At 46.2% G+C, this 25,924-nt stretch carries 15 protein-coding genes; all 15 read right to left on the reverse strand.

Features of this window, described 5'->3' with window-relative positions:
- Positions 1-59: 59 nt before the first annotated feature.
- Positions 60-1,226 carry an SEC-C metal-binding domain-containing protein gene (locus tag V1L65_RS14170; RefSeq protein WP_331699834.1) on the reverse strand — a complete coding sequence of 389 codons (1,167 nt, stop codon included), beginning with the start codon at positions 1,224-1,226 and terminating at the stop codon, positions 60-62.
- 100 nt (positions 1,227-1,326) lie between these two features.
- Entirely contained in the window at positions 1,327-2,991 is a 1,665-nt protein-coding gene (locus tag V1L65_RS14175) for an ABC transporter permease (protein WP_331699835.1), read from the reverse strand.
- Entirely contained in the window at positions 2,975-4,084 is a 1,110-nt protein-coding gene (locus V1L65_RS14180) for an ABC transporter ATP-binding protein (protein ID WP_331699883.1), read from the reverse strand. Before V1L65_RS14180 ends, V1L65_RS14175 begins: the two co-directional genes overlap by 17 nt.
- 83 nt (positions 4,085-4,167) lie before the next feature.
- Complete coding sequence (locus V1L65_RS14185; RefSeq protein ID WP_331699836.1) at positions 4,168-5,199, reverse strand: extracellular solute-binding protein; 1,032 nt, start codon at positions 5,197-5,199, stop codon at positions 4,168-4,170.
- Between the two features lie 450 nt (positions 5,200-5,649).
- On the reverse strand, positions 5,650-6,051 hold the full coding sequence (locus tag V1L65_RS14190; RefSeq protein WP_331699837.1) for a GyrI-like domain-containing protein: 402 nt from the start codon (positions 6,049-6,051) through the stop codon (positions 5,650-5,652).
- A gap of 927 nt (positions 6,052-6,978) precedes the next feature.
- Positions 6,979-11,754 carry a carboxypeptidase regulatory-like domain-containing protein gene (locus V1L65_RS14195; protein ID WP_331699838.1) on the reverse strand — a complete coding sequence of 1,592 codons (4,776 nt, stop codon included), beginning with the start codon at positions 11,752-11,754 and terminating at the stop codon, positions 6,979-6,981.
- Between the two features lie 355 nt (positions 11,755-12,109).
- A complete protein-coding gene (locus V1L65_RS14200; protein ID WP_331699839.1) occupies positions 12,110-13,303 on the reverse strand; it encodes a glycoside hydrolase family 88 protein in 1,194 nt (397 codons plus the stop codon).
- 2 nt (positions 13,304-13,305) lie between these two features.
- Positions 13,306-15,351, reverse strand: coding sequence for a family 20 glycosylhydrolase (locus V1L65_RS14205; protein ID WP_331699840.1), 2,046 nt, complete (start codon positions 15,349-15,351; stop codon positions 13,306-13,308).
- 75 nt (positions 15,352-15,426) lie between these two features.
- Complete coding sequence (locus V1L65_RS14210) at positions 15,427-16,320, reverse strand: carbohydrate ABC transporter permease (protein WP_331699884.1); 894 nt, start codon at positions 16,318-16,320, stop codon at positions 15,427-15,429.
- A 49-nt stretch (positions 16,321-16,369) separates the two neighbouring features.
- Positions 16,370-17,263 carry an ABC transporter permease gene (locus V1L65_RS14215; protein WP_442955699.1) on the reverse strand — a complete coding sequence of 298 codons (894 nt, stop codon included), beginning with the start codon at positions 17,261-17,263 and terminating at the stop codon, positions 16,370-16,372.
- A 96-nt stretch (positions 17,264-17,359) separates the two neighbouring features.
- Positions 17,360-18,967 (reverse strand): hypothetical protein, encoded by a 1,608-nt coding sequence (locus V1L65_RS14220; RefSeq protein WP_331699842.1) that lies wholly within the window; start codon positions 18,965-18,967, stop codon positions 17,360-17,362.
- A gap of 314 nt (positions 18,968-19,281) precedes the next feature.
- Complete coding sequence (locus V1L65_RS14225) at positions 19,282-21,543, reverse strand: helix-turn-helix domain-containing protein (protein ID WP_331699843.1); 2,262 nt, start codon at positions 21,541-21,543, stop codon at positions 19,282-19,284.
- 64 nt (positions 21,544-21,607) lie between these two features.
- On the reverse strand, positions 21,608-22,378 hold the full coding sequence (locus tag V1L65_RS14230) for a sugar phosphate isomerase/epimerase family protein (protein WP_331699844.1): 771 nt from the start codon (positions 22,376-22,378) through the stop codon (positions 21,608-21,610).
- 119 nt (positions 22,379-22,497) lie between these two features.
- On the reverse strand, positions 22,498-24,057 hold the full coding sequence (locus V1L65_RS14235) for a helix-turn-helix domain-containing protein (RefSeq protein WP_331699845.1): 1,560 nt from the start codon (positions 24,055-24,057) through the stop codon (positions 22,498-22,500).
- Positions 24,058-24,068: 11 nt separating this feature from the next.
- Entirely contained in the window at positions 24,069-25,880 is a 1,812-nt protein-coding gene (locus tag V1L65_RS14240) for a cache domain-containing sensor histidine kinase (RefSeq protein ID WP_331699846.1), read from the reverse strand.
- Positions 25,881-25,924 lie beyond the last annotated feature (44 nt).

Consider the following 25,924-nt stretch of genomic DNA (forward strand, 5'->3'; position numbering starts at 1 on the left):
TCTTACAACGCATTTGCTTATTGAGTCAATTTCGGTTTTGCAGCATTATGAAATTGACTCTATCGGCCGCAGCATTTCTTGAATTTTGCACCGCTTCCACATGGGCATGGATCATTCCGGCCAATTTTCTTTTTTGTCTCAAGGGAAATCACCGTCCCCCGCCCGCTTTGGCTAGAAGCTTGGTTTAAAACCGCAGGCTTGCTGCTTTGACGCTTCGCGGAAAGCTCGCTAGGATAATAACCTTTCAACGCCCACTGTCTTGTGTTATTCATCATTTCTGCAACTCTGTCAGACAACGTTGACATCTCATCTAACGAAGAAAATTCAATCCACTCTGAAAAACCATTCACTAATTCCCCTAAGGTTGCAAGATTATTAATTTCCCATTCGCATTCCTCAACCATGACATCTGCATCTTCGCGGCCTATCCGATAGGTTGTCATCAAATAACGGACTAATTGTTCATAATGCTTCGACTTTTCGTTATAGCCCGGTTCACCGGCTCGCATAAGCTGCTGACGGGTAAACGGGTAAAATTCAAGCTGGCTTCTGAAATTATGCTCTGCAATGATGCCCTCTGGAGAACGGTTGTAAAAATAAGAAACGATGTCATGATCATCATCAATTTCAATTTCCAAATAATATTGTGCAGCATCTGAAATAACGTTGTAAAAATCCATTGCACCTAGCCTCATCTCAGCGTGCTTAAATACCAATTCACTCAATTGAGTGTATGTCAAAGCACCATAACGATAAATCAAGCCCATTGTCAGCTTAATCCATTCTGTATTGCGCCGAGTGATATCGTATACATTCATAATGTCCACTTCTTTAAACCAAGCGATAAGCTCCTCAGGCATAAGATATGCCTCTTTACCATTTATAAATGTTGGGAATAAAATCCCTCTATTCGTAAAATACTCATAATACTTTAGTTCATCAAGAAGCTTCGTAATTCGGCCATTGTTTTTTACTGCTTCCTGAATGATCTTCACCCGATGCAAGTCCCATAATTGAAATGTCTCATCGAGATGATTCGGCATTTTTCTGCTAATCATGGCAGCTAGATTCGATTTATTCAGGCTGCTGTAACCTTCGATCTTAAGCAGCTTACAAAGATTTGTAAGCTGCACCCTTTTCAAACTGCCTAATCCTTCCGGCAATGATAGCGGGTAACTCAACATGGGACCTTTGATGTCAAAAGGATCGCTATACTTGTGCGTCATATGTTTGCCTCCCGAGCAATATTTTTTATAATCTTAAATTATCAAATACAGCTAAGGGAAGCAAACATACATTTCGTTCGTGTTCCGCACATTCAGCTAACTATACACTAACCTCGCGTTTGCCTGTCAGCTTAAAGAACAGTAATAATGAAATAATTGAAGTCACAGTCAATATGGCAGAGTATGCGGATGCATTGCCGTAGTTACCACGAATTACCTCCGTATAAATAGATACGGTGAGTGTTTGCGTACCGCTCGTATACAAAATAATCGAGGAGCTCAATTCACTTATAACGGTAATCCAGCTCATAATTGCTCCTGCCATAACCCCTGGCATCATCATTGGCACAACCACTTTGCGGAATGTCTTCGCCTCCGACGCGCCAAGGCTAATCGCAGCTTCTTCAAGACTTGGGCTAATTTGGCCGATAATCGCTGTACTCGAACGAATCGTGTACGGCATCCTTCTAATGACGAACGACATAACCATAATTAACACTGTGCCGCTGAGCACAAACGGCTTATCACTGAATGCGAAAATAAATGCAATCCCTAGTACTGATCCTGGAATAATGAACGGGAACATCGAAACCGTATCTAATACATTCGTAATGGCATTTTTCTTTCTAACCGTTAAATAAGAAATCAATACCCCTAGCACGACAATAATGACGATGGCGATAAGTCCCATTTTATAAGTATTCCAAATGACAGAAGTATTTTTCATTAACAAAATATTTTTGTAATTATCAAATGAGAAATTGCCGGTATAAACCTGGCCGCCCTTCGTTTCCAAGAACGAAGTAAACGTTACAACTAGCTGCGGAAGAATCGCCAATAACACAACAAAGTATACAAATGCATGAGACAAAATATTTTTAAAGCCTTTCGCTTTTTCAACAGACATTGGCTTTAATGCAGACATCGAATAAGAGAAACGGCTTGCAACCAAGCGTTGAACCAAAAACAGAACCAAAGTAACAACAATAAAGATCATACATAACGCTGCGGCAAAACCGTCATTACCGCCTACCTCACTCATAAACTGCGTATAAATCAATACCGGTATCGTGCGGTAGCCTTCACCGATCAGCATCGGCGTTCCAAAGTCAGCAATAACTCTCATAAAGACGAGCAATGCGCTTGCAAGCATAGTTGGAATAATAAGCGGAATAATAATTTTGAAGATACGCTGGATATTCGAATAGCCAAGACTCTCTGCCGCTTCATTTAAGGAGTTATCCAAATTTTTCAGCGCACCCGAGATATAAATATAAATGAGTGGAAAGGATTGCAGTGTGAGTACTAATACTATACCAGTAAATCCATAAATTCCATCGAATTGTGTTCCAAATAAATTATTGAAAAATTCAGTCACTACGCCTCTGCGTCCTAATAGCTGAATCCATGCATAGGCACCGATAAATGGAGGTGAAATATACGAAATAATAACAAAGATTTCAATAAACTTACTGCCTTTAATTTTCACTCTCCGCATCATGTAGGCCAGCGGCAAGCCGATAACCATCGATAGCACCGTAGCAGCCACTGTTACTTTGAAGCTGTTTAAAATCGTAATCCAATAAAATTTCCGTTCGAAAAATTTGCCCAAATATTCAAATGTAAACTGTCCAGTACCCGGATCAATCACACTTTTCTTTAAAACCAAAAATAACGGAAACGCGATAAAAAGTAAAAATATACATAAAATTAGCAAAGTGGAGGTGTTCCAAATATTAAACGGCTTTTTATTTGCTGCTTTCATTTGCCCCACCTACTTTAATTAGTGTTTTTTCATCCTCGCTGAAAACGTTGATCTTGTTTGGCTTCACCTTCAAATATACGGTAGACCCTTCCGGAATTAGATCCACTGCATCCGCATCCTGGATAACCTCCACCTCTTCACCTTGCTCCAGCTCAATGAAGTAATGCGTATTAATGCCAAGGAACATGCTTCTAATAACCTTGCCCTTCAATCCAACCTTTTCTTCATTAATAATAAATTCCTGAGGTCTGACAGAAACTAGAAGCGTATCGCCTGCTTTAGCCCGGTTAGAAATATTCGGCATTTTTTCTTGGTAGCTATCGCCCAGCTGAATATACTTTTCACCGTTTTCTACAATCAGCTTTCCTTTTACTACGTTTGACGTTCCAATAAATTTAGATACAAAAATGTTGACAGGCCGTTCATAAATTTCCTTCGGAGAACCGATTTGCTGAATGACCCCGCCATTCATAACGGCAATACGGTCAGAAATAGCAAGCGCCTCCTCCTGATCATGCGTGACATATACCGTAGTAATGCCTACTTGCTGCTGAATGCTTCTAATTGCATTACGCATTTCAATACGAAGCTTCGCATCAAGATTCGATAACGGTTCATCCATGAGCAGCACTTCCGGGTGGATAACAATCGCTCTTGCTAATGCTACACGCTGCTGCTGTCCGCCAGACAGCTTATCTGGCATACGGTCTTTATATTTTTCAATATGAACGACATTTAAAATTTCATTAATCCGCTTCTCCATCTCTTCCTTGCCTAGCTTACGATTTTTTAGCCCAAAAGCGATATTGTCTTTGACAGACATATGCGGGAAGATCGCGTAGTTTTGGAACACCATGCCCATATTACGCTTACTAACCGGAATGTGGTTGATCTCTTTGTCCGCAATTCTGATGCTACCGCCATCAATCGAATTAAACCCGATAATCATACGCAAAAGCGTCGTTTTTCCACAGCCTGAAGGTCCAAGCAATGTAAAGAGCTCACCTGGCTTTATTTGCAAAGAAAGCTTATTAATGACCGTTGTATCTTCAAACTTCTTCACAACGTTGTCGACTATAATAGATACACTCATGTTCGTCATCCTTTCATGCCATTCTTAATAAAGATAGAGCAGCTTTACAGTGACGTATAAGCTGCTCTATTTTCGAAAAACGACTAATCCATTGATCTTTCTAGCAAATCCGTAAATTTAGCCGTAATTTTATCTTTGTTTTCCGAAATCCAAGCTTCGTCATAGTTTTTAGCAAGTACAATGCTGTCAGTTGGAACCATGTAGTCTGCCAATTTAACGCCGTCGCGAAGCGGTCTGACTGTAAGCTCAGAGCCTACTAAAGTTTGAACCTTATCAGAAAGCACGTAGTCAATGAACTTTTGTGCATTTTCCATATTTTTTGCACCTTTAATAATTTGAACAGATTCACCTGGGAAGATCGCGCCTTCAACCGGGAAAATAACATCTACGGGAGCACCGTTATTAATGTATTGAACAACTGGGTCCTCCCAAGTTAGACCGACAGGGTACTCGCCGTCAGCTACGCCTTTATGCACTTGACCGGAGCTGCCAGCAATTTTGCCGTCCAAATTAGCAATAAACTTCTCTACGAAATCCCAAGCCTTGTCGGACATAGGGTCGCCGTCACCCATTGCATATAGCATAGCTGCAAGCGATTGGAATGCAGAGCTGGATGCCGATGGATCGCCGAACGAAATTTTACCTTTTAGCGCCGGGTTCAAAAGATCCTCAAAGCCTTTTACTTGCACATCGCCAACAATATTTTTGTTTACAATAAATACAGTCGGGTCAGCAAAAGCTGGCGAGAAATAACCCGTCTTATTGCGGAATGCCGGAATCATATGCTCATCTTCAGGGGAAACATATTTTTCGAACAGCTCTTTTTTACTGGAAAGCATCGTTTCATCGGCCGCCCATAAAATATCTCCCATCGGATTGTTCGTCTCAGATTCCACACGCTTGATCAGTTCGCCTGTGCCTGCCACGACGATGTCTACTTTAATGCCTGTGTCCTTCTCAAAATTCGGAATAACCGCATTGTTCAAGCTCTCGCTGCGCGCAGTGTATATCGTTAGCGTATTTTCATCCTTTTTACCACCGTTATCCTGGGAACAGCCTGATAAAATAAGTCCAGTTGCTAGAACTAGGGTAAGAGTAAGCGATTTCAATTTCATAATATTTGACCTCCTCATGTTTTTCTTAACCCCAAGTATACGCTTCCAATTTGCATAGAAAAATCCTAAAATAATAAACAAATACTTAAAAAACAAAACCAAATAGGGCCGTTCAGAGCCGATTGAATGCGTTCATGAGACCAGAATATGCCGTTCTTCTCATCCCTACATTACGCATAATATCCCCCCCGTTCCCCCTGTCCTCCCTAGCTTTCCCTATTTGTGCAGGAGAAAAACGACCAGGTAAAGAAATGGATAAGCATTGCAATTAAAGTTGGAAGTAGGGCCGCTTTTATTCACCAAAGGCGGACCCTGCCACTTCTCCAGTTTCCTGCTCTCCTCATAATCGACACTTATGAAAAAACACCCTCGAGCTGCTCCTATGCTATAGGCATAAGAAAGGCTTGAAGGTGTTTTTAAAGTTCCAATTGCATGTATCTGATCGGGTAGTTACTTTATTGCAATATGTATTTCGACTTCTCCATTCGCATAATATTTTTCGAAATCATAAGTGTAAGCCCTTTTTAGTTCGCCAGTTTCTGCTTGCCCCCAAATCTTTTTCCAGGCATTAATGATGCCGTGTTCGCTTGATGTATCTACTTTAAAAACCTCATACTTCTCGCTTTCCGGTATTGTAATCACAGATTCCCCGCAACGTTCCTCGATGGCAATCCCCAAGGAGTAATCCCCTTTATAATCACTCTCGTAATCGTAATATACACCGTATTTTGTACAGTTTTGATGTTGTCCAAATTGCTGAGAAGCTTCTTCCCATACCGTTTTGATTTTAGTCATGATTTGCTCGTCGTTAAAATTATTAGTTCTAGTCGTGCTTACTACATATAGCTGCATAAAATAGATCACTTCTTATATATTACTTTATACTGCCGGCTGCTGAAAACTCATTTTGAAGCTCTAACGAAAGATATAAGTGTGTTGAATAGTTGTGGATAGGACAATCTCTTTGTGAAGCGAGCACGCACTCGCTCGCTTAAGCTAACAAAGCTAACTGCATTTCCTGCACTTAGTTTTGAGAAACTTGCCGTTTTTGTGATTCTAAGGGGAAAAACTGCATTTAGTTTGGCGCAATTTGCAAAGTATAGGGGAATTCAATCAAACTAGATGCATGAAATCCATTTAGAATCGTTTATTCGATTAAAAAGGAAAATCTAGATGCATAAAATGTACTAAGCTGCCAATTCAGAAAATGTACTTAGCTGCCTTGAGCAATGTAACACTTGTCGATCTTCCTTGTAAACTTTTTCAACAGCCAGAATACTAATATTTAATTCAATCATATCAGAATATCGCCTGCCATTTCCATGCAAGAGGCTATCTTATAAGTCTTGAGCACGACCAGGAATTCTATTTCTAATAAATCGTTGAACCCCCTAGGTTTGGCGGACACTCGTTCCGTTATTCGCCCCAAGAAAGCTGTTTTTGAAGTTTCGCGGTCAGACGTTCCGCTATTTGCTCAAATGTAAGCTTTTCTTTGCTATTTTCTTAGCAATAGCGGAACGTCTGTCACTTTTATCGAGCAAATGGAGCTTTTTAACCGCATTAACGGAACGTCTGTCCAGTTAGTGTACGAAATCACGATCATACTTCATCCGTCGGCTGAAATTCATGGAGCGCAAGTGCTACTCGTTAATTCCGCGAGGATTGCCGTCCCACTGCTTCAATCTATTTGACTGATGGTTTAATAAAAGCTGTCCCACGGTCTATTAGACCTTGTGGGACAGCCTCTCCAGCTTGCGAGTTACAACCGGACATCGTTTATCAATCTTCTACTGGTTCTACCTCCGTCTTCAACACATCAAAGCGAATAAGTTTATCTGAGGATAACTCGTTTTTATTATTGGTTCTGACCATTTTGATCGTATGAAAACCAAGCGGAAGTGTGCCTGTATCCCAAATCAGCGCTTGGCGTATTACAGCGGCTGAATAGTTATCATGTTGTCCCTTCCATTCGCCATCGACGTAAACGTCCGCGATCCCTCCGTTAAATGCGGTACTTCCGTACACAGTAGCCCGCGTTCCATAAAACATAATCTCAACGGATCCGCCATCATCCAGTGCATAACGCTCACTTCCCCCATGCAATAAGGTGTTGGTAAGTTCCGACCAGCGTTTGCTATAAGTGACGAATGGACTCGTATCGTCAATAGCTGCAGGCTCCGAGCTTAATACCGAAATTGGAGCTGATCCTGGAGAAACAATGCCTGTCATGTTTACTGCGTATAACTGGTATTTTCCGGGCTCCATATGCGAAGTGTCGAACGATACCTCTATCCCCGCTGTCGCCTCTGCCTTCAATCCGTACACTGTGCCATTTTCTGCTGACAAAACAGCTTGTTCTAGCTCGCCTTCAGAAGCATATGTTTTTACTGGCACCATGTACAACTTGCCTGGCACCGAACTTGTAGCCGTCACCGCAGTTCCGGTAGCGATTAGTGCAGCGGAGTCGGATGTTACGGCCGGCGGCAACATAGTTGTTAACGAGATGAATACGTTAGCGCTCTCTCCATGCGCTGCGTACACCGATGCTGATACTACTCTCACATAGCCATTCGCTGAAACTGTAACACGATGCTGTCCAGCCGGAACCTGGAGCGTAAATGTCCCATCTGCATTCGTAGTCGTTACAATATTGGCATATCCGCTCAAATTGACGACAGCTCCTGACAATGGACTGCCCTCTTCATCCGTTACTGTGCCAGCGATAATACTGTCTCTGACGGGCGGATCGCCAAGCACTTCAGCGCTTTCAATGCTGGATATTCTTACCGTATGATTTCCCGTCCAACGACGCCCCGGATAATAAGTTTGCTCGGAAGTACCGTTTTCTCCGATCGAAAATCCCGGATCATGCTCGCCCAGAAGGAGAATCGAATTTCCAGATTCATACTGAACAGCTCCGACTTTATATCCTGAGGTGCTTTGATCAGGATGACGTACGATAGCGTATTGTCCCGCGATATCTTCTGGTATATGACCATTTACGACTAGCGCGTCCATAGCACCTCCATGCGCTGCGCTTCTTGTTTCTACAATCTCTCCTGTCACATAACCGTCGCCCTCAATTTGCTGCTCTCCCATTCCGAGCAGTGTACCGCCAACAAGCGACATGCTCCGCACCTCTCCGTCTACAAGGCGGATGAAGCCCATCTCTCCCACCATCGTCACACCCGCCGCTGTCACAGGTTCATTCGGATAATCCGGGTTGCTCAAAATAATGTCTGTCGTATTGCCATAAACCACTTTAACAGCGACAGCTCCTGCAGGCGCCTCGTTCAGCTGCAGGCGGTCAACCGCCTCTACACGAGCTTGCTCACCGCTATATGGCTCCATAAGCGTTACAAAGGTGCTGTTCAGATTGGTGCCTTCTCTGCGCAATACGAGCTTCGGCATCGTGTATTTCACTGCTTCGTCGTTATTGTCTACCTGTGTTCCTTGCAGACGAATGGATCGGAGTGACGGCGAACGTCCAAGAAACAGCTCGTTCTGACCAGGTTCAAGCAAGCCGGTCACCTTCATTTTTGCCCCTTGTACGCCCTTATCCTCCGTTACAAGCGTCACTTCATACTGCTCGCCATCGAGCTCCGCTTGCTGCACGTCCCGGACATAGATATAGCCGGGATAATGTCCCTCCGCACTGCCGCTATCGCTATTATTCGTCGGCAGTACAACCTGGGTGCCCGGAGGCAGCAAGTATGGGCCGTAATCCGTGAGCTGCGCATCTGTCTCGAAACGGGCATCGCGGTTCGCATCCCCTTGCAGCGTGTATTCGTGCCGGCTGCCTCCCTCAATGCGGAACAAGTCCAATACATACCCTTGCTCACCGTTTCCATCCGCGAACGGGACGAACCATGGCTCACGACTGTACTTCTCCGTTACTTCGTACGCGGAATCATATTCGGCGCGCATCGCTTGAAACGGCTGGTCATCCGACACAAAGGCCGAAATATTGCCTCCGTGCTTCGCCTGTTCTCCGTTAACCATATTCGCGCTGTCCACAACGACCGTGTTGTGCGCCATCGTAGACAAGGAAAACCAGCGATAGAACGTATTGTGCGTATAGCCCAGATCCGGCATCAGCTCCTGCCCTTGCGCATACAAGCTAAGATTGAGCGGATCGTTGTGAGCATGTCCGTACTTCGGTTGGAAGCCCATATACAATTGCGTCTGCTCTTCTCCGGATCCACCGGTTAATCTCCCAACCTTGGCTGCGGGCAGCAGGAAGGAGCCAGCATCCAGCAGCGGGTTCGGACGTAACTGGTTCGCCCATGTGTCGGTGATAGGCAGCACTTTCCCATCCGGGTATGCCAGCTTGTCGGCATTCTCGATGATGCGGCCAATACTCGGGAACTGCTGAAGCACATCCAAGTTATCGAATCGCTTACCGCTTCGAGGCGATACATAGCCTGCAGGATCGCTCCATCCCTGCAGCATTTGCGCTACCTCCAACAGTCCGTTCATCGTCTGATTATGATAGCTTGGCGTAACCTCCTGCCAATAGCCGTCGGAGAGGAACATACGGTTCACAAGCTCCTGTATCGATTCCAGGACAAGATGAATATAATCCGGTTCATCCAGCGCCAACCCAACTTCAATCAGCCCTTTCCACGTCTGGAACGACATATTGCCCCAGTATTCAGGACGCGACAGCACGAATTCTGCTGAAGGCACAATCATGTTCTGAACGATACGCTGTTCGACATCCTCGCCGTACTCATCACTGAGCAATTGGAATGCATTGGTTCCTTTCAGTTCCTTATAGAGACGAAGCAATGGCGTGATTCTTGGCAAGTCGTTATACCACCAACGATCCCATACTCCGCCCCAATAAGGAAACGGCGGTCCGGATCGCTTGTCAAGGGTCAAGTTAGCATGATTGCTCCCGCCAACCCGGTCAACGGTCGGATTATAGCCCTCATAAGCTTGCGTAAAGGCATATAGCAAGCGGGCTGCCCCAAGCGGATCAGACTTTCCAAGCGCCCCCGCTTGAGCAATTGCCCGACCTTTCTGTAAATACCACATATGGGCAGTGATGAAAAACTTGCTTCCTTCATTGTCCTCGTAATAGGGGATTGTAACGGTTTCTCCTTTTCCGTTCTCCAAGGTTAGCGACTTATCTTCCGCATATTGAGCATTCGGATAGACAGTGCCGGTTCGAGAAGCTTTCAAGCTATGTCCGTCTTCCGAAAGCTGATATAAGCCGCTCGGATAAAGCTCCGGCATTTCAGGCAAGCCGACAAAAAGGAAGCCGGGCTGCGGCGGGATGAGTGCCTTGATTTGTTCTACTTTTTCGGACGGTGGGCTCCACGCCAGTTGTTCTTGCGGCTGAGCATCTTCGCTGCCACCTCCCATGCCGTACACGGCTTCTCCGGCATCGATGATTGCTTCCCGGTCAAAGCTTAGTACGGCGATCGTTCGCGCAGTCGGATGATTCGGGAATAAAATGATCCGCAACTGGTATAAGCCACGCTTCACTGGGGCGGGATGTTCAAATTCCAGTGCCAATGCTTGGCCATTCCAGCTCAGTCCATCATGTTCCAGACTGCTCCAGGACTGCCCAGGTTCTTTCCACTGAAGCTCCACATCCATATGCTTCGTCTTCTGCAATCCGCTCAGTCTTTTCTCCCTCTGAAAAAGGGAACTCAAATCCAAAGAAAGCCGCTTTTTTGTAAAACCGGTATACAGAAGCTGCAGCTGATCCAATGGTCCAGAAGGAAGACGATCCCCGATAAGATCAGCCAAGTTGTTAGGCAATCGTGAGAATACGATACTCCCGAATCGGTCTTCGTTAACAAGACCAATGCGGACTAGCACATCATTCGGCTGATTCTCATGCCAATGATCGGAATGGCGTATGGGCACCCATGAGCTAAGCGGGCGCGTATAAAGATTATGCAAATGCACGATATTCATCTGCCACTCGTCCCCCGGCCCGACTCCTGCTGGCACAATATCCGCAATGGGGACAGCCAGCTCTACATACACCTCTTCCCCATCTGTGGACGAAGCATGCTCAGCAGAGTCTATTGCCACTTTGCCTGCATCTTCCCATAGCTTAGCCACGTCAGGCGATGGATTCCAGATCGGTAATAAACTTGGGGCTTCAGCCGCATTCATCGGAATTTCAATGGCATAGAAATCCTCACTGCCCTGCGGTCGCAGAATAACTGCAATCTGGGCCAGGCTGTCTGCTTCCTCCCTTGCAATCCGGCCCCCGATGTAAACGTAGCCCTGATCGTATGCCACTTGATACTTCACGCTTTCGTGCAACGATTGATTGTAATAAGCCGTTTGAAAATTTTGAATTTCAACCGCATTTGCCCACATACGATCATTGAGCACACCATCAATTACGGGAGCCTGATTCACTTTGGGCACAACTGCCCATTTGTCAGCTTCATAATGAATCTGCTGCGGAACTAACTCCATTGTCTGAGCTTCATTTCCAGCATTTACATTTGGAGTAAGTCCGATAGATGGTAGAAGCAGGATGCAGATCAAGCATGACATTATACTGATTTTTAAATACTTTTTCATATTGCCACTTTCCTCTCCTGTTTTTTTTCGGGATCAAAAGAAAAGTTGTAAGCGCTTTAATAAAGTTGCAATAAGAAGCTGTCAATTAATTGTGGATAGAGCAACAAGCAATAGAAAGGGATGCCACTACGATCAAGATTGGGATTCCGACCGCTGTTGTAGTCCATTTTTTTCGATTAAACAACCGCTATAATGGATAAAATTGGCTTACAAATGCGGACGCTGACGCTTCTCCATTCCCATTCTTGCTCTCCGCTCCCCTTTCTCATTGCTTATCAATAGTTGTCCACAATTACGCCTTAATGTAGGCCAGGTTGGTCCCCTGCAGGAATCTGGCAAAACCATTCACACAATTTTACCAGTACAACTCCCACTCCCTTGTCACTCTCACCAGAGCCTCAAGGTAATAGTAGCACCCAAACAGGCATGCTTCATCAACTCCCATATTGTGCGGTATACTCCCTACCACATGCAAAAGCAGGGCATTGGAATCTTCATTATGGATTGTAGAGTAATTGTCAACCAAACTCTTCAATATTTTAAAGGCTGCATTGGCGTAATACTTCTTTTCCTCTCCTTCCGGAAGCCACTTGGCCAGCTCCAGAAGACCGCACACCGTAATCACTGAAGCCGATGTATCCCTCAATTCGCCACTGCCATCAGTAAAATCAAAATCCCAGTAAACGACCAGGTCTGAAGGACTCCGGTTCAGGAAATAATTCGCCAAGGCCTTGCAGCTCATGAGTAAATCTTCATTCTTTGTATACCTATAATTCAGTATGGAACCGTAAATGGCCCATGCCTGTCCCCGTGTCCAGCAGGATGTATCTGAATATCCCTGGGCTGTTCTTCCAAACCTCGGTTCACCCGTCTCTGAATCAAATAAAAACATATGGTAGGTTGAAGCATCCTCCCTGACGATGTTATCCAGTGTTCTTTCTGCATGGGATTCCGCTCTTTCCCTGTATTCCGGATTTCCGGTAACCTCTGAAGCCCAATACAAGAGGGGCATATTCATCATGGAATCAATGATCACATTCCCCCGTTTATCCAGTTCATCAAATTCTCCCCCTGACCAGGAGCGTATGATCCCGGCTGACTCCAGATAGCGGTTCGAAAGCTGGTCTGCTGCTTTCAAGGCTGCCGTTTTTGCCTTTTCGCTTCCTGTCAGTTTGAATGCCGCAACACAAGAGAGACTATATAAAAATCCCATATCATGGTGATCGACCGCTATTTTATTGTCTATTCTATGAATAAACCTATCCACTTGCACTTCCGCGGCTTTTCTGTATCTTTCATCTGCAGTGATTTCCCAGGCAAGCCACATCATCCCCGTCCAGAAGCCTTCCGTCCAGTTTCTATTCTCCTCTTTGGGATAATAAACATTATTGTTACTCCAGGCATGCGGGAAAAAATCAGTGAATTGTTCCACATTGCCTTCCAATTTTTTTAGAGCAGCCTCTAGCGCTTCTTGAAATACTCCTTTATCAAAATCTGGCGCCGTTTTAAATACATCCATTTTCAAGCCTTCATCCAAAACTTTTTTCATACTTACTTCTCCTCCGAATGAATAAATCTATCATTCAAGTTTGTTAATTGCTCAACTTGCTTTCGCATTGCTTCACGCAAATACATATATTCTCTCCAGCTAACAGCCACCAAGTAGTCAGGCAAGATATCCTGCACCTCGATCAGAAAGGCATCCAGCTTATCTAATTCCAACTGCAATTGTGCGCCTATGTCTGCAACAAGCTCATTTCGTTTCTCCACAGGAGAGTTCTGCGTGTCTTCCAGTGCCTGCACAGCATCTGCAAGTCCAAGCAGCGCGTCAATCAACGCAATCACTCTTCTGCACTCAAAACGAATGACTTGCAGCTCATATTCCCGTCCCGCTACCGCTTTCCCTTGCTCAAACAATGGCAAAATATTGTGAGCCAGCGTCCGGGTGATCCGATACGCTTTGTGAGTCCCATCCGTCGAAAGTATACTGCGGATGATCGGTTCAGGATACAGATGCGCTTTTTTCGGTTGACCGAAAAGCACACCGATCTCCATCAACAAAGCAAATGTAGAAGAGTACTCAAACAGCTTCCGCATATCGCCCATGCCCTTCGCCCACCGCTGCGGCTCGTCCGCTACAATCCAGTTCGCATACAACCGATCAAATTCGGCAGCATCCCGTCTTTGCGCATTCCAGCCTTTCTCTGCCAAACTGGCAACATTCCTCCGATAATTTGGAGAATAGACATGATAGGACATCACCCCTTGGAACGAATGCTCCATCCCTTCATTAATGCGGTTCTCTATGTTCTCCACATGATCCTGGTAGATCATCCAAGGCAACCATCCAGTACTTGGCGCCGTCCAGCCTTCAGCTCCGCGAACGGCTCGAACAGGACATATGGGCATCGTATAGTCCCACCAATGAATGGCAACTTTCCCGGACAATCCATGCTGTTCCAAAAAGACTTCAAATGATGCATCAAGCTCTGTCAAATTTTTCGCCATGTCATGCCAAATAATAATCTTTTCCATACCGCTCGACAGCAAATATTGGCTGATTTCCAGCATATACAGTTCAAACAACTGGCGCTTTGAATAAACAGCCAAATCCGCAGCGCTCCACTCCTCTATTTCATCCATGCCGATATGGAACCATGTCTGACCGTACGGCAGCATATAACGTTCGACGATCCGTCCCAGTAGCCGCTTCAATGTAGGAAAGGTATCCGGATGCGTTAAAGAATAACCTTTGTACGTAGGTTCCCCCTGCTCATTGACCGACGAAATATTCGGGTACAACCTCGGCAGCAGCGACGAATGACCAGGTCCGTTAAATTGCGGAACGACGCGAATTCCCCGCTCCGTCGCGTAGGCAATAAGCTGCTCCAGTCCATCCCCCTCGTAAATAGGTGCCTGGTATGTCTTCGTTGTCAACTGCTTGGCGACAGGATCAAAATAATGAATCTGTCTTTCCTGCAACTGCTCCGGATCATCGAGAACGGGGGCGAACAAAAATTCCGAAAGGCTATTGGTATCCGTAGGATAGCAGTGCCCGTGGGGCCAGCAGCCGTATATACCGATGCCGAGCGTGTTCAGCTTGAACGACACCATATCATCGATCATGCTCTTCCAATCACTCAGCTCCATCCTGTCAGATCCCCAGTAGCTTTCCGCAAAGAAACCTCTGATCGCCATATCCGGTGTATCTTCGATCTCCACAAGCGGCACACTCAGCAAATTGCTGCTTGCCCTGGGCTGAAGTAACTGAATAAGTGTTTGTACGCCATGAAGTAACCCGACCGGCGACCCGAAAATACGCAATTCCTTGCTCACTGCGACGAGACTGTATGTTTCGGACTCCTCTTTCGTGTCTTCCAGTCTAATCCGGTAGACAGGTTCGCTTTCCACCCTCTCATCCCTATTACCATCACTCTGACAGACAAGTACAGTTCCTTGCCAATGTTTTGCAAACCAGGCGATCAATTGACGCGAAGCCACCTGCGTGACCGTCGATGCTGACGTATCTGTTTCAACCGTAATCGTATAACTTTTGTCCAGCTCTAGCATTCCGTTGTAGCGCATCTTCTTCGGCATCGGTATCAAAGTAAGAATCGCACCCATCTAACCAACCTCACTTCATATTCATCTTCATGCGAGCATTCTTTCAACTTATCCTTTAATTGCCCCGAGGAGCATCCCTCTAATAAAATACTTTTGCAGAAACGGATAGACAATAATAACCGGTAAAATCGCTACAGTTACGGTCGCCATCTTGATTGTCTCCGGCGGCAGTTGCTCCATCATCTGCACAGTGCCCAATTGAAGCTCGCCCGAAAGATCCGTTGTTTGAATCATATTGCGAAGCACAACTTGCATCGGCTCCAAATGCTTGTCGCTCAAGTACATAATCCCTTTGAAGTATTCATTCCAATGTCCAACTCCGTAAAATAACCCTATCGTCGCGACCATCGGCAGAGACAGCGGAAGCACAATGCTGACAAGCGTGCGTACATCTCCACAACCGTCTACCTTTGCAGCCTCCTCCACTTCGTCTGGCAAATTCTCAAAATATGTTTTCATAATAAGCAAGTTGAATGTGCTGACCATGCCCGGAACTATCATCGCCCATACGGTGTTATACAATCCAACTCCCCGTACAACCAGGTAAGTCGGAATAATTCCGCCGCTGAACAGCATTGTGAATACGACTGCCAACAGCACAATATTTCTGCCTTCAAGATGCTTTTTGGATAAAGGATATGCGAGCAGAATAGTCACTGCCAAATTAAGCAATGTAGCAACAACCGTGATAAACACTGTAATTTTAATAGCATTAGGCACACGCACACTGCTAAAAATCTCCTTGTACGCGGACCAGGTAATTTCACTCGGCCAAATAATAAATCCGCCGTTGCGCAGCACCTCCGAGTATGGGGTGATAGACACAATAACCACATAATAGAGCGGGAATAAAGTAGCTAGCGCGAATAGCCCTAGAACAGAATACATAAAAGCGTCCACAATGCGATCCGAGAGTGTGTTGTTTACATTCAAGTGATTCATCATTCATTCTCCCTGCGTTTCATCGTTTCAATATTTGCAGCGTTATGCGTCACCAGATACCTGAGCCACCGACCTTTTTCGCTAACTTGTTGGCGCCGATGACAAGCACTAGTCCGATGACAGATTTAAACAAGCCGGCAGTAGCCGCAATACTGAATTCCAGATTTTCCAAGCCGCGGCGAAACACCCATGTATCAATAATATCTCCGACATCGTACACCCTTGCATTCAAAAATATATACACTTGGTCGAACCCGGCGTCCAGTATATGTCCCAATCTTATAATCAGCAGCAGGACGAACACCTCGCGAATGCCCGGCAATGTAATATGCCACATACGCCGCCAGCGCCCAGCTCCATCGACAATAGCCGCCTCATACAACTCCGGACTGATCGATGCCAGCGCCGCTAAATAAATAATGGCTCCAAAACCGGTGCTTTTCCATAACTCCGTCACAATCAGCAATGGCCTGAATAAATCCGAATTCGTCAAAAACTCAGGAGTCGCCCAACCCAAATCGCGGAAAAAGTTTGTAACCAATCCCGAGCCAGGGGCGAGAAAAGAAAACACAAGTCCGTAAACAATGATCCATGACAAAAAATGCGGTCCATACGTAATCGTCTGCACGACCCGCTTGAACCAGCGAACGCGAATTTCGTTGAGCATAAGCGCCAACATGACATCCGGCAGCATATTAAACAACAGCCGATAAACGCTGATGATGAGCGTATTTTTCATAATAATAGGAAAATCATCAGACTCGAACAAAATTCGGAAGTTATCTAACCCAACCCAGGAGCTGCCCCAAATTCCTTTGAACAAATTGTAATCCTTAAAAGCGATCAGAAGACCGCCCATCGGCAAGTAATGAAATATCAAATAATAGATTAAACCAGGCAGCATCATGGCATATAACCAGCGTTTACGAATGAGAGTCTCCAACACCCTGATCTCCTCTTCCTATGCGCGGCCCCCTGAACTGCGGTAAATCATTGCGTTCACAATTCAGGGGGCAACACTCTATTTACTTTTATTTATTTACTTCAGTGCGCCTGCTGCCCGTAAATCTTCAGTATATTTGTCCAGCAGCTCTTGCGCTTTGTACTTTGTAAGCAATTCTTCGCGATATTTCGGCCAGTTCTTGCCTGACTTGTCATCAAAAATCGCCTGGGAGAACAACTCGTTCTGTCTTTTGCGGAATGCGGCCACGTCAAAGTCTTGCGGCGGCAACAATGGAGCTCCTATATATGGATTGAGCGGCTGCTCCAGCAAAAATTTAACGATTTCACGGTCACGATCTGTCTCATTCGGATCAATTACAGTTAAGTCATATACTTCAGGCTGCAAGGTAGGCTGCGTGAAGAAAGACCATATTTGCAAGAAGTTACCTTGATTCAAAATATCATTCTGATACGCTTCGCTGTTCAGCGTGATTGTTCTGCCTTCCATTGTATAGTGCTTGCCTTCTTGCCCGAAGTGCGTAAGCAAATAACCTTCCTCCGACGCAAGCCAGTCAAGAATTTCAATTGTACGCTCCACTCGCTCCGGATTTTTCTCTGCCACCGTTTTTGGGAACAGGAATGGAGCGCTCGGAGCCGCCATATTGGTCAGCGGTATATCTCCAACCATTGTGAATGGCCGCCATTCCGCTTGCGGATGAATTTGCTTCGTCCGATATTGAATGCTGGTAGGTGCATTGTCAAAAGCGAACTCCTTCGTTTGACCCATTACAACGCCAACCTTGCCTTGAATCGCTTTCTCGATATGCTGCGGAGATTTGTTCAAATACCAGTCCGGATCGACAACCTTCATATCGATCAGCTTGGTGACATCATCCAAAACCGCTTCCATATTTTCGCTCATCGTTCCATCAACAAATCTGTTATCTTCAATATAAGACGGGAATTTCACGCCATTCTTCGCAAGCTCCGGCCAATCCCAGCCAAGGTTCGCTCCTCCGCCCGAAGTTGAGAATCCATACGTATCCGGTTTGCCGTTCTTATCCGGATCATCGAATGTAAACGCCTTCAACACTTCCACATATTCCTCATACGTTGTCGGAATCTTCAAATTCAGGTTGTCCAGCCAGTCCTGACGAATATAAAAAATTCGGTAGCCTTGCTTCGTATAAGGAATCGGCGCGCGATAAAACGCTCCCTGTACTTGGTAACGTTCCAACAATTCTTCCGTCATCCAATACTTGAAATAATTCGGCATCGTCTCTGGAGAAAGGAACGGCGTTAAATCTGCAAGCAAACCGTCAATCGCGTATTTAATACCGCCATCCGCATTTCTGTCTACCCACATATCGGGCGGTGTCGATGCCAGCAAAGTGTTCAGCTTCGTATTGTAGTCGCCTCCGGCAACCATATACGTCAATTTCAAATCAACATTAAACTTGTCCTGTATTGTCTGAAGGACGAAATCTTTGCTCGCATCTGGTAAAGTTGTATTGGCTGGCGCACTGACAAACCAGTTCAGCACGAGTTTCTCTTTTTTGACTTCCTCTGTCGGGCTTGAGCTTGCACCCGCCTCTTTACTTGGGCTTACCGTCGGTTGCTCTGCTTCCTTTCCGCAAGCGCTCAGTATCAAAGACACCAATAGCAATGCTGCAACTGTACTTTTCCATAACCTCATTTTTTTCATAAATCCTGTAACCCTCCTGCAAATTTTTTTATTGTTCAGAACGGATCACTCCGCCGGCAAAATCATCTTGTCATGTTAGGCAATACACTGCAATTATCACTTGGTAAGACTTCTCGGAACAAAAAGATAATAGATCGCACGAAACGATAAGAGGTTAAAAGCAGCAGCTAATGCCCCTATATTTTAATAAAGCCGCCGGAACATGAATGTTCCAGCGGCATTCTTGCTAACAACCTGAGATGGGAAATTTCTTCCATTTGTTAGCCGTCATATTTACTACTGCTCATATATTCGACATGTTCTTCTCCATCCGACTAAACACTTTCTTCACGAAGCAAGTTTCGACAAACGCCCGGTGTCATACCTGTAGACTGCTTAAATATTCTTGAGAAATTCGGTACCGATGTGTATCGCAGACGTTCAGAAATTTCCTTGATCGACATATCTGAATGCTGCAGCCATTCCTTCGCTTTCTCCATCCTGATGCGAATAAGATGCTCTCGGAAATCTTCCCCTGTTTCTTCCTTAAACCATTTGCTGAGTGTAGGGCGAGAAATTTGCAAATCATCCGCGATTTGCTGCAGCGATATATCGCTCTCGAGCTGCTCTCGCACCATCGCAAGCGCAGCCTGCACTATTTTTCTGCGTTTTGGAACCTGATGCTGCTCCATATGCAGTCTGATCGGCTCAATGATTCGTTCATCCATCCACTTTAGCAATTGCTCGGAACGGTCCAATCCGTATATTTGCAATATTGCATCGGAACCGATGACCTCTGTGAGCTCTACGCCGTAATCCTGGAACGCCGTTTCAAGCTCGCCTATCAAATGGACGAGCAAGCCAGCCATCGATTCCAAGCTGTGAAGCGACTGCATCGCTTCCCGGACCAACTCCCCGACGCCATCGCTCGCTTGATCATAAACACCTTGTACCATACTTGAGATGATCTTCCGTTCTATTTTGATCAGTTCGCTAAGGGATTGGTTCATTGCTATTCGAATCCGTTCCGGCAACAGCAAGGAGTCCGGTCCCATCGTCAACCGGTAGATCATGAACGATTGAGCTTCCCGATAAGAAACATGAATATTTTCACAGCCATACCTCGGCTCTGCCAGCGCGACAGACACCGAATAGGAGAAAAACTGCTTTACCTGCTCGCCGATGTTTGCGGCAAACCGTCGGGTAAGTTCATCTGCTTCCTCTCCTGGCTCATCCAGCCCCATCAAGAAAGCGATCTGACCGGGTTTGGTCGAAACACCAAGTACCGGACGATACGCCTCGCCAATTTCTTCAACCAGTTTCCGGAGTGCATACATAATCAGCCATAAATCATTTTCTTTATACTGCTGCTTCAATTCCGACATTTGATCGATTTCTACGATACCAACACAGAACCAGTCCCCTTGCAGCGCTTCTGTGTATGTTCGCCAGTTACGGCTTGCATCGCTATCGCTAGAAAGCACCCCGCGCAGCAAACTAAGCAAGGCATGCTCCTTCAAAATTGGCGTTTGCTCATTAATCTGCAGCATTAGCCGCTCATTCACATATTTCATATCATGCATAGTCCGGTCAAGTGTAGTAATGACGTCGTGCTTGTGATGCTTAACGTCATGACCGGAAAATTTAGCAACCAGGCTTTGCAACGGATTGACAAGCTTTCTGGAACCCATTACAGCAACAGCCCCCCATATCAAACAAATGCCCAATATAAGCATCAGCGACACTTTCTCAATTTGATTCGATTTGGCTGACAGTTCTTGCGAAGAGGTTACCGCCACGTATGTCCAGCCGTTCGACGTCGATTTGATCGTCGTCAGCAAATATATTTTTCCCTTCTCCTCAATACGGCCAGGCAACTCGTTCGCCTCGGAGAAGAGACGAGCGATCGCTTCCTTCAAATAAACGCCGTCAGCTCTCTCCCAGTCTCCGCCGCTTGCAATAAGACTGTCCTGATCGTCGAAAACAAGCAATCCGCGACTAGCCGCAGGCAACGTCTGCTCTACTATCTCCATGAGACGAGCCATATCCAGATGAAGCACCAAAATACCATTCGGTGACGGAGAATTGACCGGAATTGCGCGTACAATTAGCAGATCACTCTGATTTTGATACGTATAGGGTGGGATTTTGTAAAATGTGTTGCTGCCTGTCCACTGCAGCTTGAGAATTTCACTATTCGGATATTCAATTTGTCGCATAATACCAGAAAGATGAGAATAAACAGCATTATGCCGCTTCAAGATAACCGTTATGTTGATCGGGATATCCGTATTCGTGACCATATTCTGAATTTCATTAATAAATTCCACTGAAGTATCGATCGAATCAACCGAAACACCCGCTTCAACCCCTTTAAGAATAAGCGAATTCGTAGCGAGCGATACCGACATATGATCAAGACGAGTGATGTAGGAATCGAGCTGAGTTTGAAAATGCCGTAAAATGCTCTGCTGATGCAGATCAACTTCTTCCTGCACCAAATTTGTAAAAAGCTTGGTCGATATCCCGCCCAGAATAAGCACTGGCAAAATGCCTATTAGAAGAGAAAAAACAAGCAATTTCTGTTTGTATGACATCCCTTTAAACGCCTTTATGCTGCTCCCCCCAGACTGCTTTACGCATCAGTATTATACCGCGTAGCTAAGCAGAGTTTATCGAAGCAAGAATTTTCCGCAATGTCCGGGCATCGTCCTTAAATTGTTTCACACTATTGTCCATCACAAACTCCAATAACGCATAACGATCCCCACTAATTAAGGAAGCAGTCTTCAAATAATTCAGCCACTCCTTCTCACCGCTTTGCAGCGGATATTTCTCTCCATCCTGCCAGTGATAGACATGCAGATTAGAAAGCCACGGCGATACGATCTCTAAACTTTTTTGCCTCTCCACATGATCAATAGAAATAGAAGGCTGCCACAATGTCCTTATATTGTCATGATCACATCGCTGAAGCAGCTCCATAGCGCTTGCAGCAGTGTCTGTTAATGTATTGCTATGATACTCGAAACAAATCGTAATTCCTTTCTTAAAGGCCATGTCAGCAATGGTCCGGCTTTCCTCGACAACAAGTGCCCGCCAATCCGAATCCGCATTCTCAGAGTCTTTATTCCCCGCCCACACTCGGATAGTAGGTGCCCCTAGACTAACGGCTGTTTCCAAAATGTTCTCGAACAGCTCTATCCCTGCTGATTGACAGCCTACACGATAATAAGATCCATATGCTGCCACCTTGAGACCCGCTTGCCTAGTTAAATTGCCTACTTCTAAAGCCCGCTTCACATTCCCTTGAGGCACATGAATATCACCGCCCCACTCAATACCTTGCAGCCCTGCCTCATTGGCCATTTCAATAATCTCTTCTACTGAATGATTGCGAAACGTAACCGAAACTAAACCTGGTAAAATCATGTTAGCCCCCCAAAATTGACGCAAGCAATTTTCTTGGTCACACAAAATAAAAGTTCCATGTAGTTTGGCTTTCCGGCCTATATGATGTTTATCGATTGCAGCCTGAATGAATATCCGCCTTATGATTCCGAATGACGCTGCCGGCGGTATTCCGCTGGTGTATACCCCGATTCCTTCTTAAATACTTTATAAAAATATTTAGTATTCTCGTAACCGATCATGCTGGCGATTCGATCGACCCTGTATTTCGTGTCGGACAGCAGCTGCTTGGCCCGTTCCATACGGAGGCGTTTCAAATAATCCTGGAACGTCTCGCCCGTGCTCTCTTTGAACACCATACTCAAGTAGACGGGGTGCAGATAAAATCGTTCGGCTACCTCCTCCAGGCGGATCGGCTGCGAGTAACGGAGGCTAATATAATTTTTGATCTGCTGCATCTGCCCGGCAACCTTCGAGCTCCCGGCGAGGACACGTTCGGCTGCCGCCTTGACCAGACGAACGAAATGCCGTTCGACCGCAAAAGGATCAAGAGCCTGCTGCAGAGAGGTGAGCACTCGGCGCTCCCATTCGGGCTCAGCCGGATGGGCTGCTCCCAGACGATCGGCCGATGCGTGAATCAATGTGAGGCAATCATGCTTCACTTGAGCCAATGTGATTGATTCATTCTGACGGCAAAAGTCGAACAGCTCCTCAGCCAGCAAAACCGCCCCTGGTACATGACCTTCCTCGATCTCGTAGAGCAGGTCATCTTTACGCGCCCATTTCCATTCCGGTCTCTTTCCGCTCGCCGCCAAGCCCGAAGCAGGCGATTGATACAAGCCTGCTCTTTGCCCAAAAGGCCGATTCTCCAGCATGCTGAGTGCCTCCCTGTATGCGAGAGGCAGGTCAATGGGCTTGTGATAATCGCTGCTCACAGCCCCGGCGAAACACTCGCCGGAAGACTGACTCTCGGCAAGTAAGCTTTGCAGATTGACGACCGCCGATTGTGCTGCCCCCGCATGGACTCCGTGCACGAGAATCGTCATGTCCGCTCTCTCCGGATGGGCAAGCTCCAAACAGACAGCAGACGGCGGTAAGCCTCCCTCTACAGTTTCCGTCAGCCGGCACTCTGCTCCATCGAAGGAGGCTGCTAAACCGACCGCGAGTGAATGCGAGGATAATAAAGCCCGGATCGGAGCAGATTGGAACGTGGCAGGCGGTGCAGACGGTCGCTCATCCTCGGAGCTCCTGCATAACCAAGCGGACAACTTTCCCAGCTCCAGCTCCAATGCCTGCTCCATATCGCCTTGCCTCTTCAACTCCTTCTCCCGGATACGCGCGATCGCTTTATCCAGCGAAGCTCTAAGCTCGTTACTATTGAACGGCTTAAGGATATAATCGGATACATTCGTTGCGATCGCTTCCCGCGTATACTCAAAATCCGAGTAGCCGCTAATGACGATCAGCTCCGCACCCGGGCAGCGTTCGAATAAAGCATGCAGCAAGGAAACGCCGTCCATGGCAGGCATGCGCATGTCAGTGAGCACGATATCAGGGCTTTCCTTAAGCGCCAGCTCCAGTCCTTTTTCTCCATCCTCAGCTTCTCCGACCCATGCTAGCGGCATATCCAGAGCTGCGATCTTCTTAACAATCCCTTTCCGAATCAAGGCTTCGTCGTCGATCACGATGTATCTGTACATAGGCGTCTCCCCTATCTCGTACTGTGTCCTTCTTTAGTTCCGTTCAGCGCATGCGCAGGCAGACGCAATCGGACCGTCGTCCCACCGCCGTTCTCCATACTCTCGACCTGCAGCCCATACGGCGTACCATAATAAAGGGAAATACGGGCATGCACATTGTACACACCGATCGACCTTGTATCGCCTGTGTTTGCGTTCAACTGCTCGAATTCCGGCGGACTGTCCAGCATCTCGCGCAGCCGCTTCAATTTGACTTCGTCGATACCAACCCCGTCATCTACAACCTCGATCCATACTCCTCTTTCATCCTCGTATGCCGCAATGCGAACGGTGCCTTTTCCTTTTTTCATCTCGATGCCATGGTAGACCGCGTTCTCGACAATCGGCTGCAGGAGCAGCTTCAGCATCGATATGTCCAAAAGCTCAGGAGGAATATCGATTTGCCAACGGATTTTGTCTCCGTAACGATAGGATTGGATCTTTATATAATTGCCCACATGTTCAAGCTCCTCACGCAGGCTGACCTCGTCGCGGCTCATCTTGATGCTGTACCGGAACATATCGCCAAGCGCCTTAGACATTTCAGCAATACTGTCGACATCCTCTAACTCGGCGATGCTATTAATTGTAGTCAGCGTATTAAACAGGAAATGCGAGTTGATCTGCGCTTCAAGCGCCTTCATCTTTGCGGACATGGCGATGATCTGACCGTGATAACGCTCGTGGACGAGTGTATCGATCTGCTTCAGCATGTTGAAATATTGGGTATACAAGATACCAATTTCATCGGTTCTCTGCATGTACCGTGTGAGACTCGGAGACTTCAGGCCCTTCTCGTAATTTTTCATGAGCAGCGCGATTCGACTGACTGGCTTCGAGAATGTGTTGGCAATCCACATCGACAAAGCGACGGCGACGATCGACCATCCAGCTCCGAACCAGACTGCGAAGGTGAGCGTAGACTTCACCTGCCCCGTGATGGAAGCAAGCGACACCGAAATGACCATATGCCAGTCATATGGGGAGAAGGTATCGTACACAAGCAAACGATTATTCCCCTTGTCCACCAGACTGCCCTTCGCCCCTCCCAGTACAATCGGTCTTCCTTTGTCCATCCCTGCCCCGTAAAGAATAGAGCCGATGTTGTTCATTACTGTAATATGTTGGTCTTCCAATACACTAAGCTTCAAATCGTCGAACAGCCTCTTGCTGCAATTGATAAGCAAGACCCCGATTCTTTGTTTGGACTTCGGATCGTAGAGCGCGCGAGAGAATGTAATGAACATCTTGTCGGACAGCAAAAAATCTTGATAATCCATATTACCAACGTACATTTGCCCTTGCAGCTCCAGTGTGTTCTGATACCAGGGCGAATCGAACGGGCTGTAGCCAAGCTTTAGTTCTGAACCTTTCGTATTGGAAAATACCGTCCCATCCTCGGCAAACAAAAATAAACCCTCGATATAATCATGGCTAAGCAGCAAACTTTCAGTAGCCGCCCGGAAATCCCGCTCATTCCGGAGCTTTCCATATTCATCAGGGGAGCTTCCCTTAGTGTATTGTTTCAAGAAGGACAATGTAGTGTCGGCTCCGGCAGTCTGCTGATACGCGATATACTCCGATACGCGTCCGATCTCCTCAAGCTGGTTGGATATCCGAATCATCGACCGCTCCAGGACACTCGCGGACACCTCTTGGACCTGCCGCTCGACAAGCGTCGCATAGTTTCTTGATGTGACAACAACGACGATGACGATCGGAATGAGCGAAATAAGCAGCAGTGCAACGAGCAGCCGATTTTTAAGACCCCAGGCAAATTTCATGCAACGACTTCTCCATGAAAGCGATTTTAGATATAATTGTAGCA

It is taken from the genome of Paenibacillus sp. IITD108, assembly GCF_036541265.1.
Classification (GTDB): Bacteria; Bacillota; Bacilli; order Paenibacillales; family Paenibacillaceae; genus Pristimantibacillus.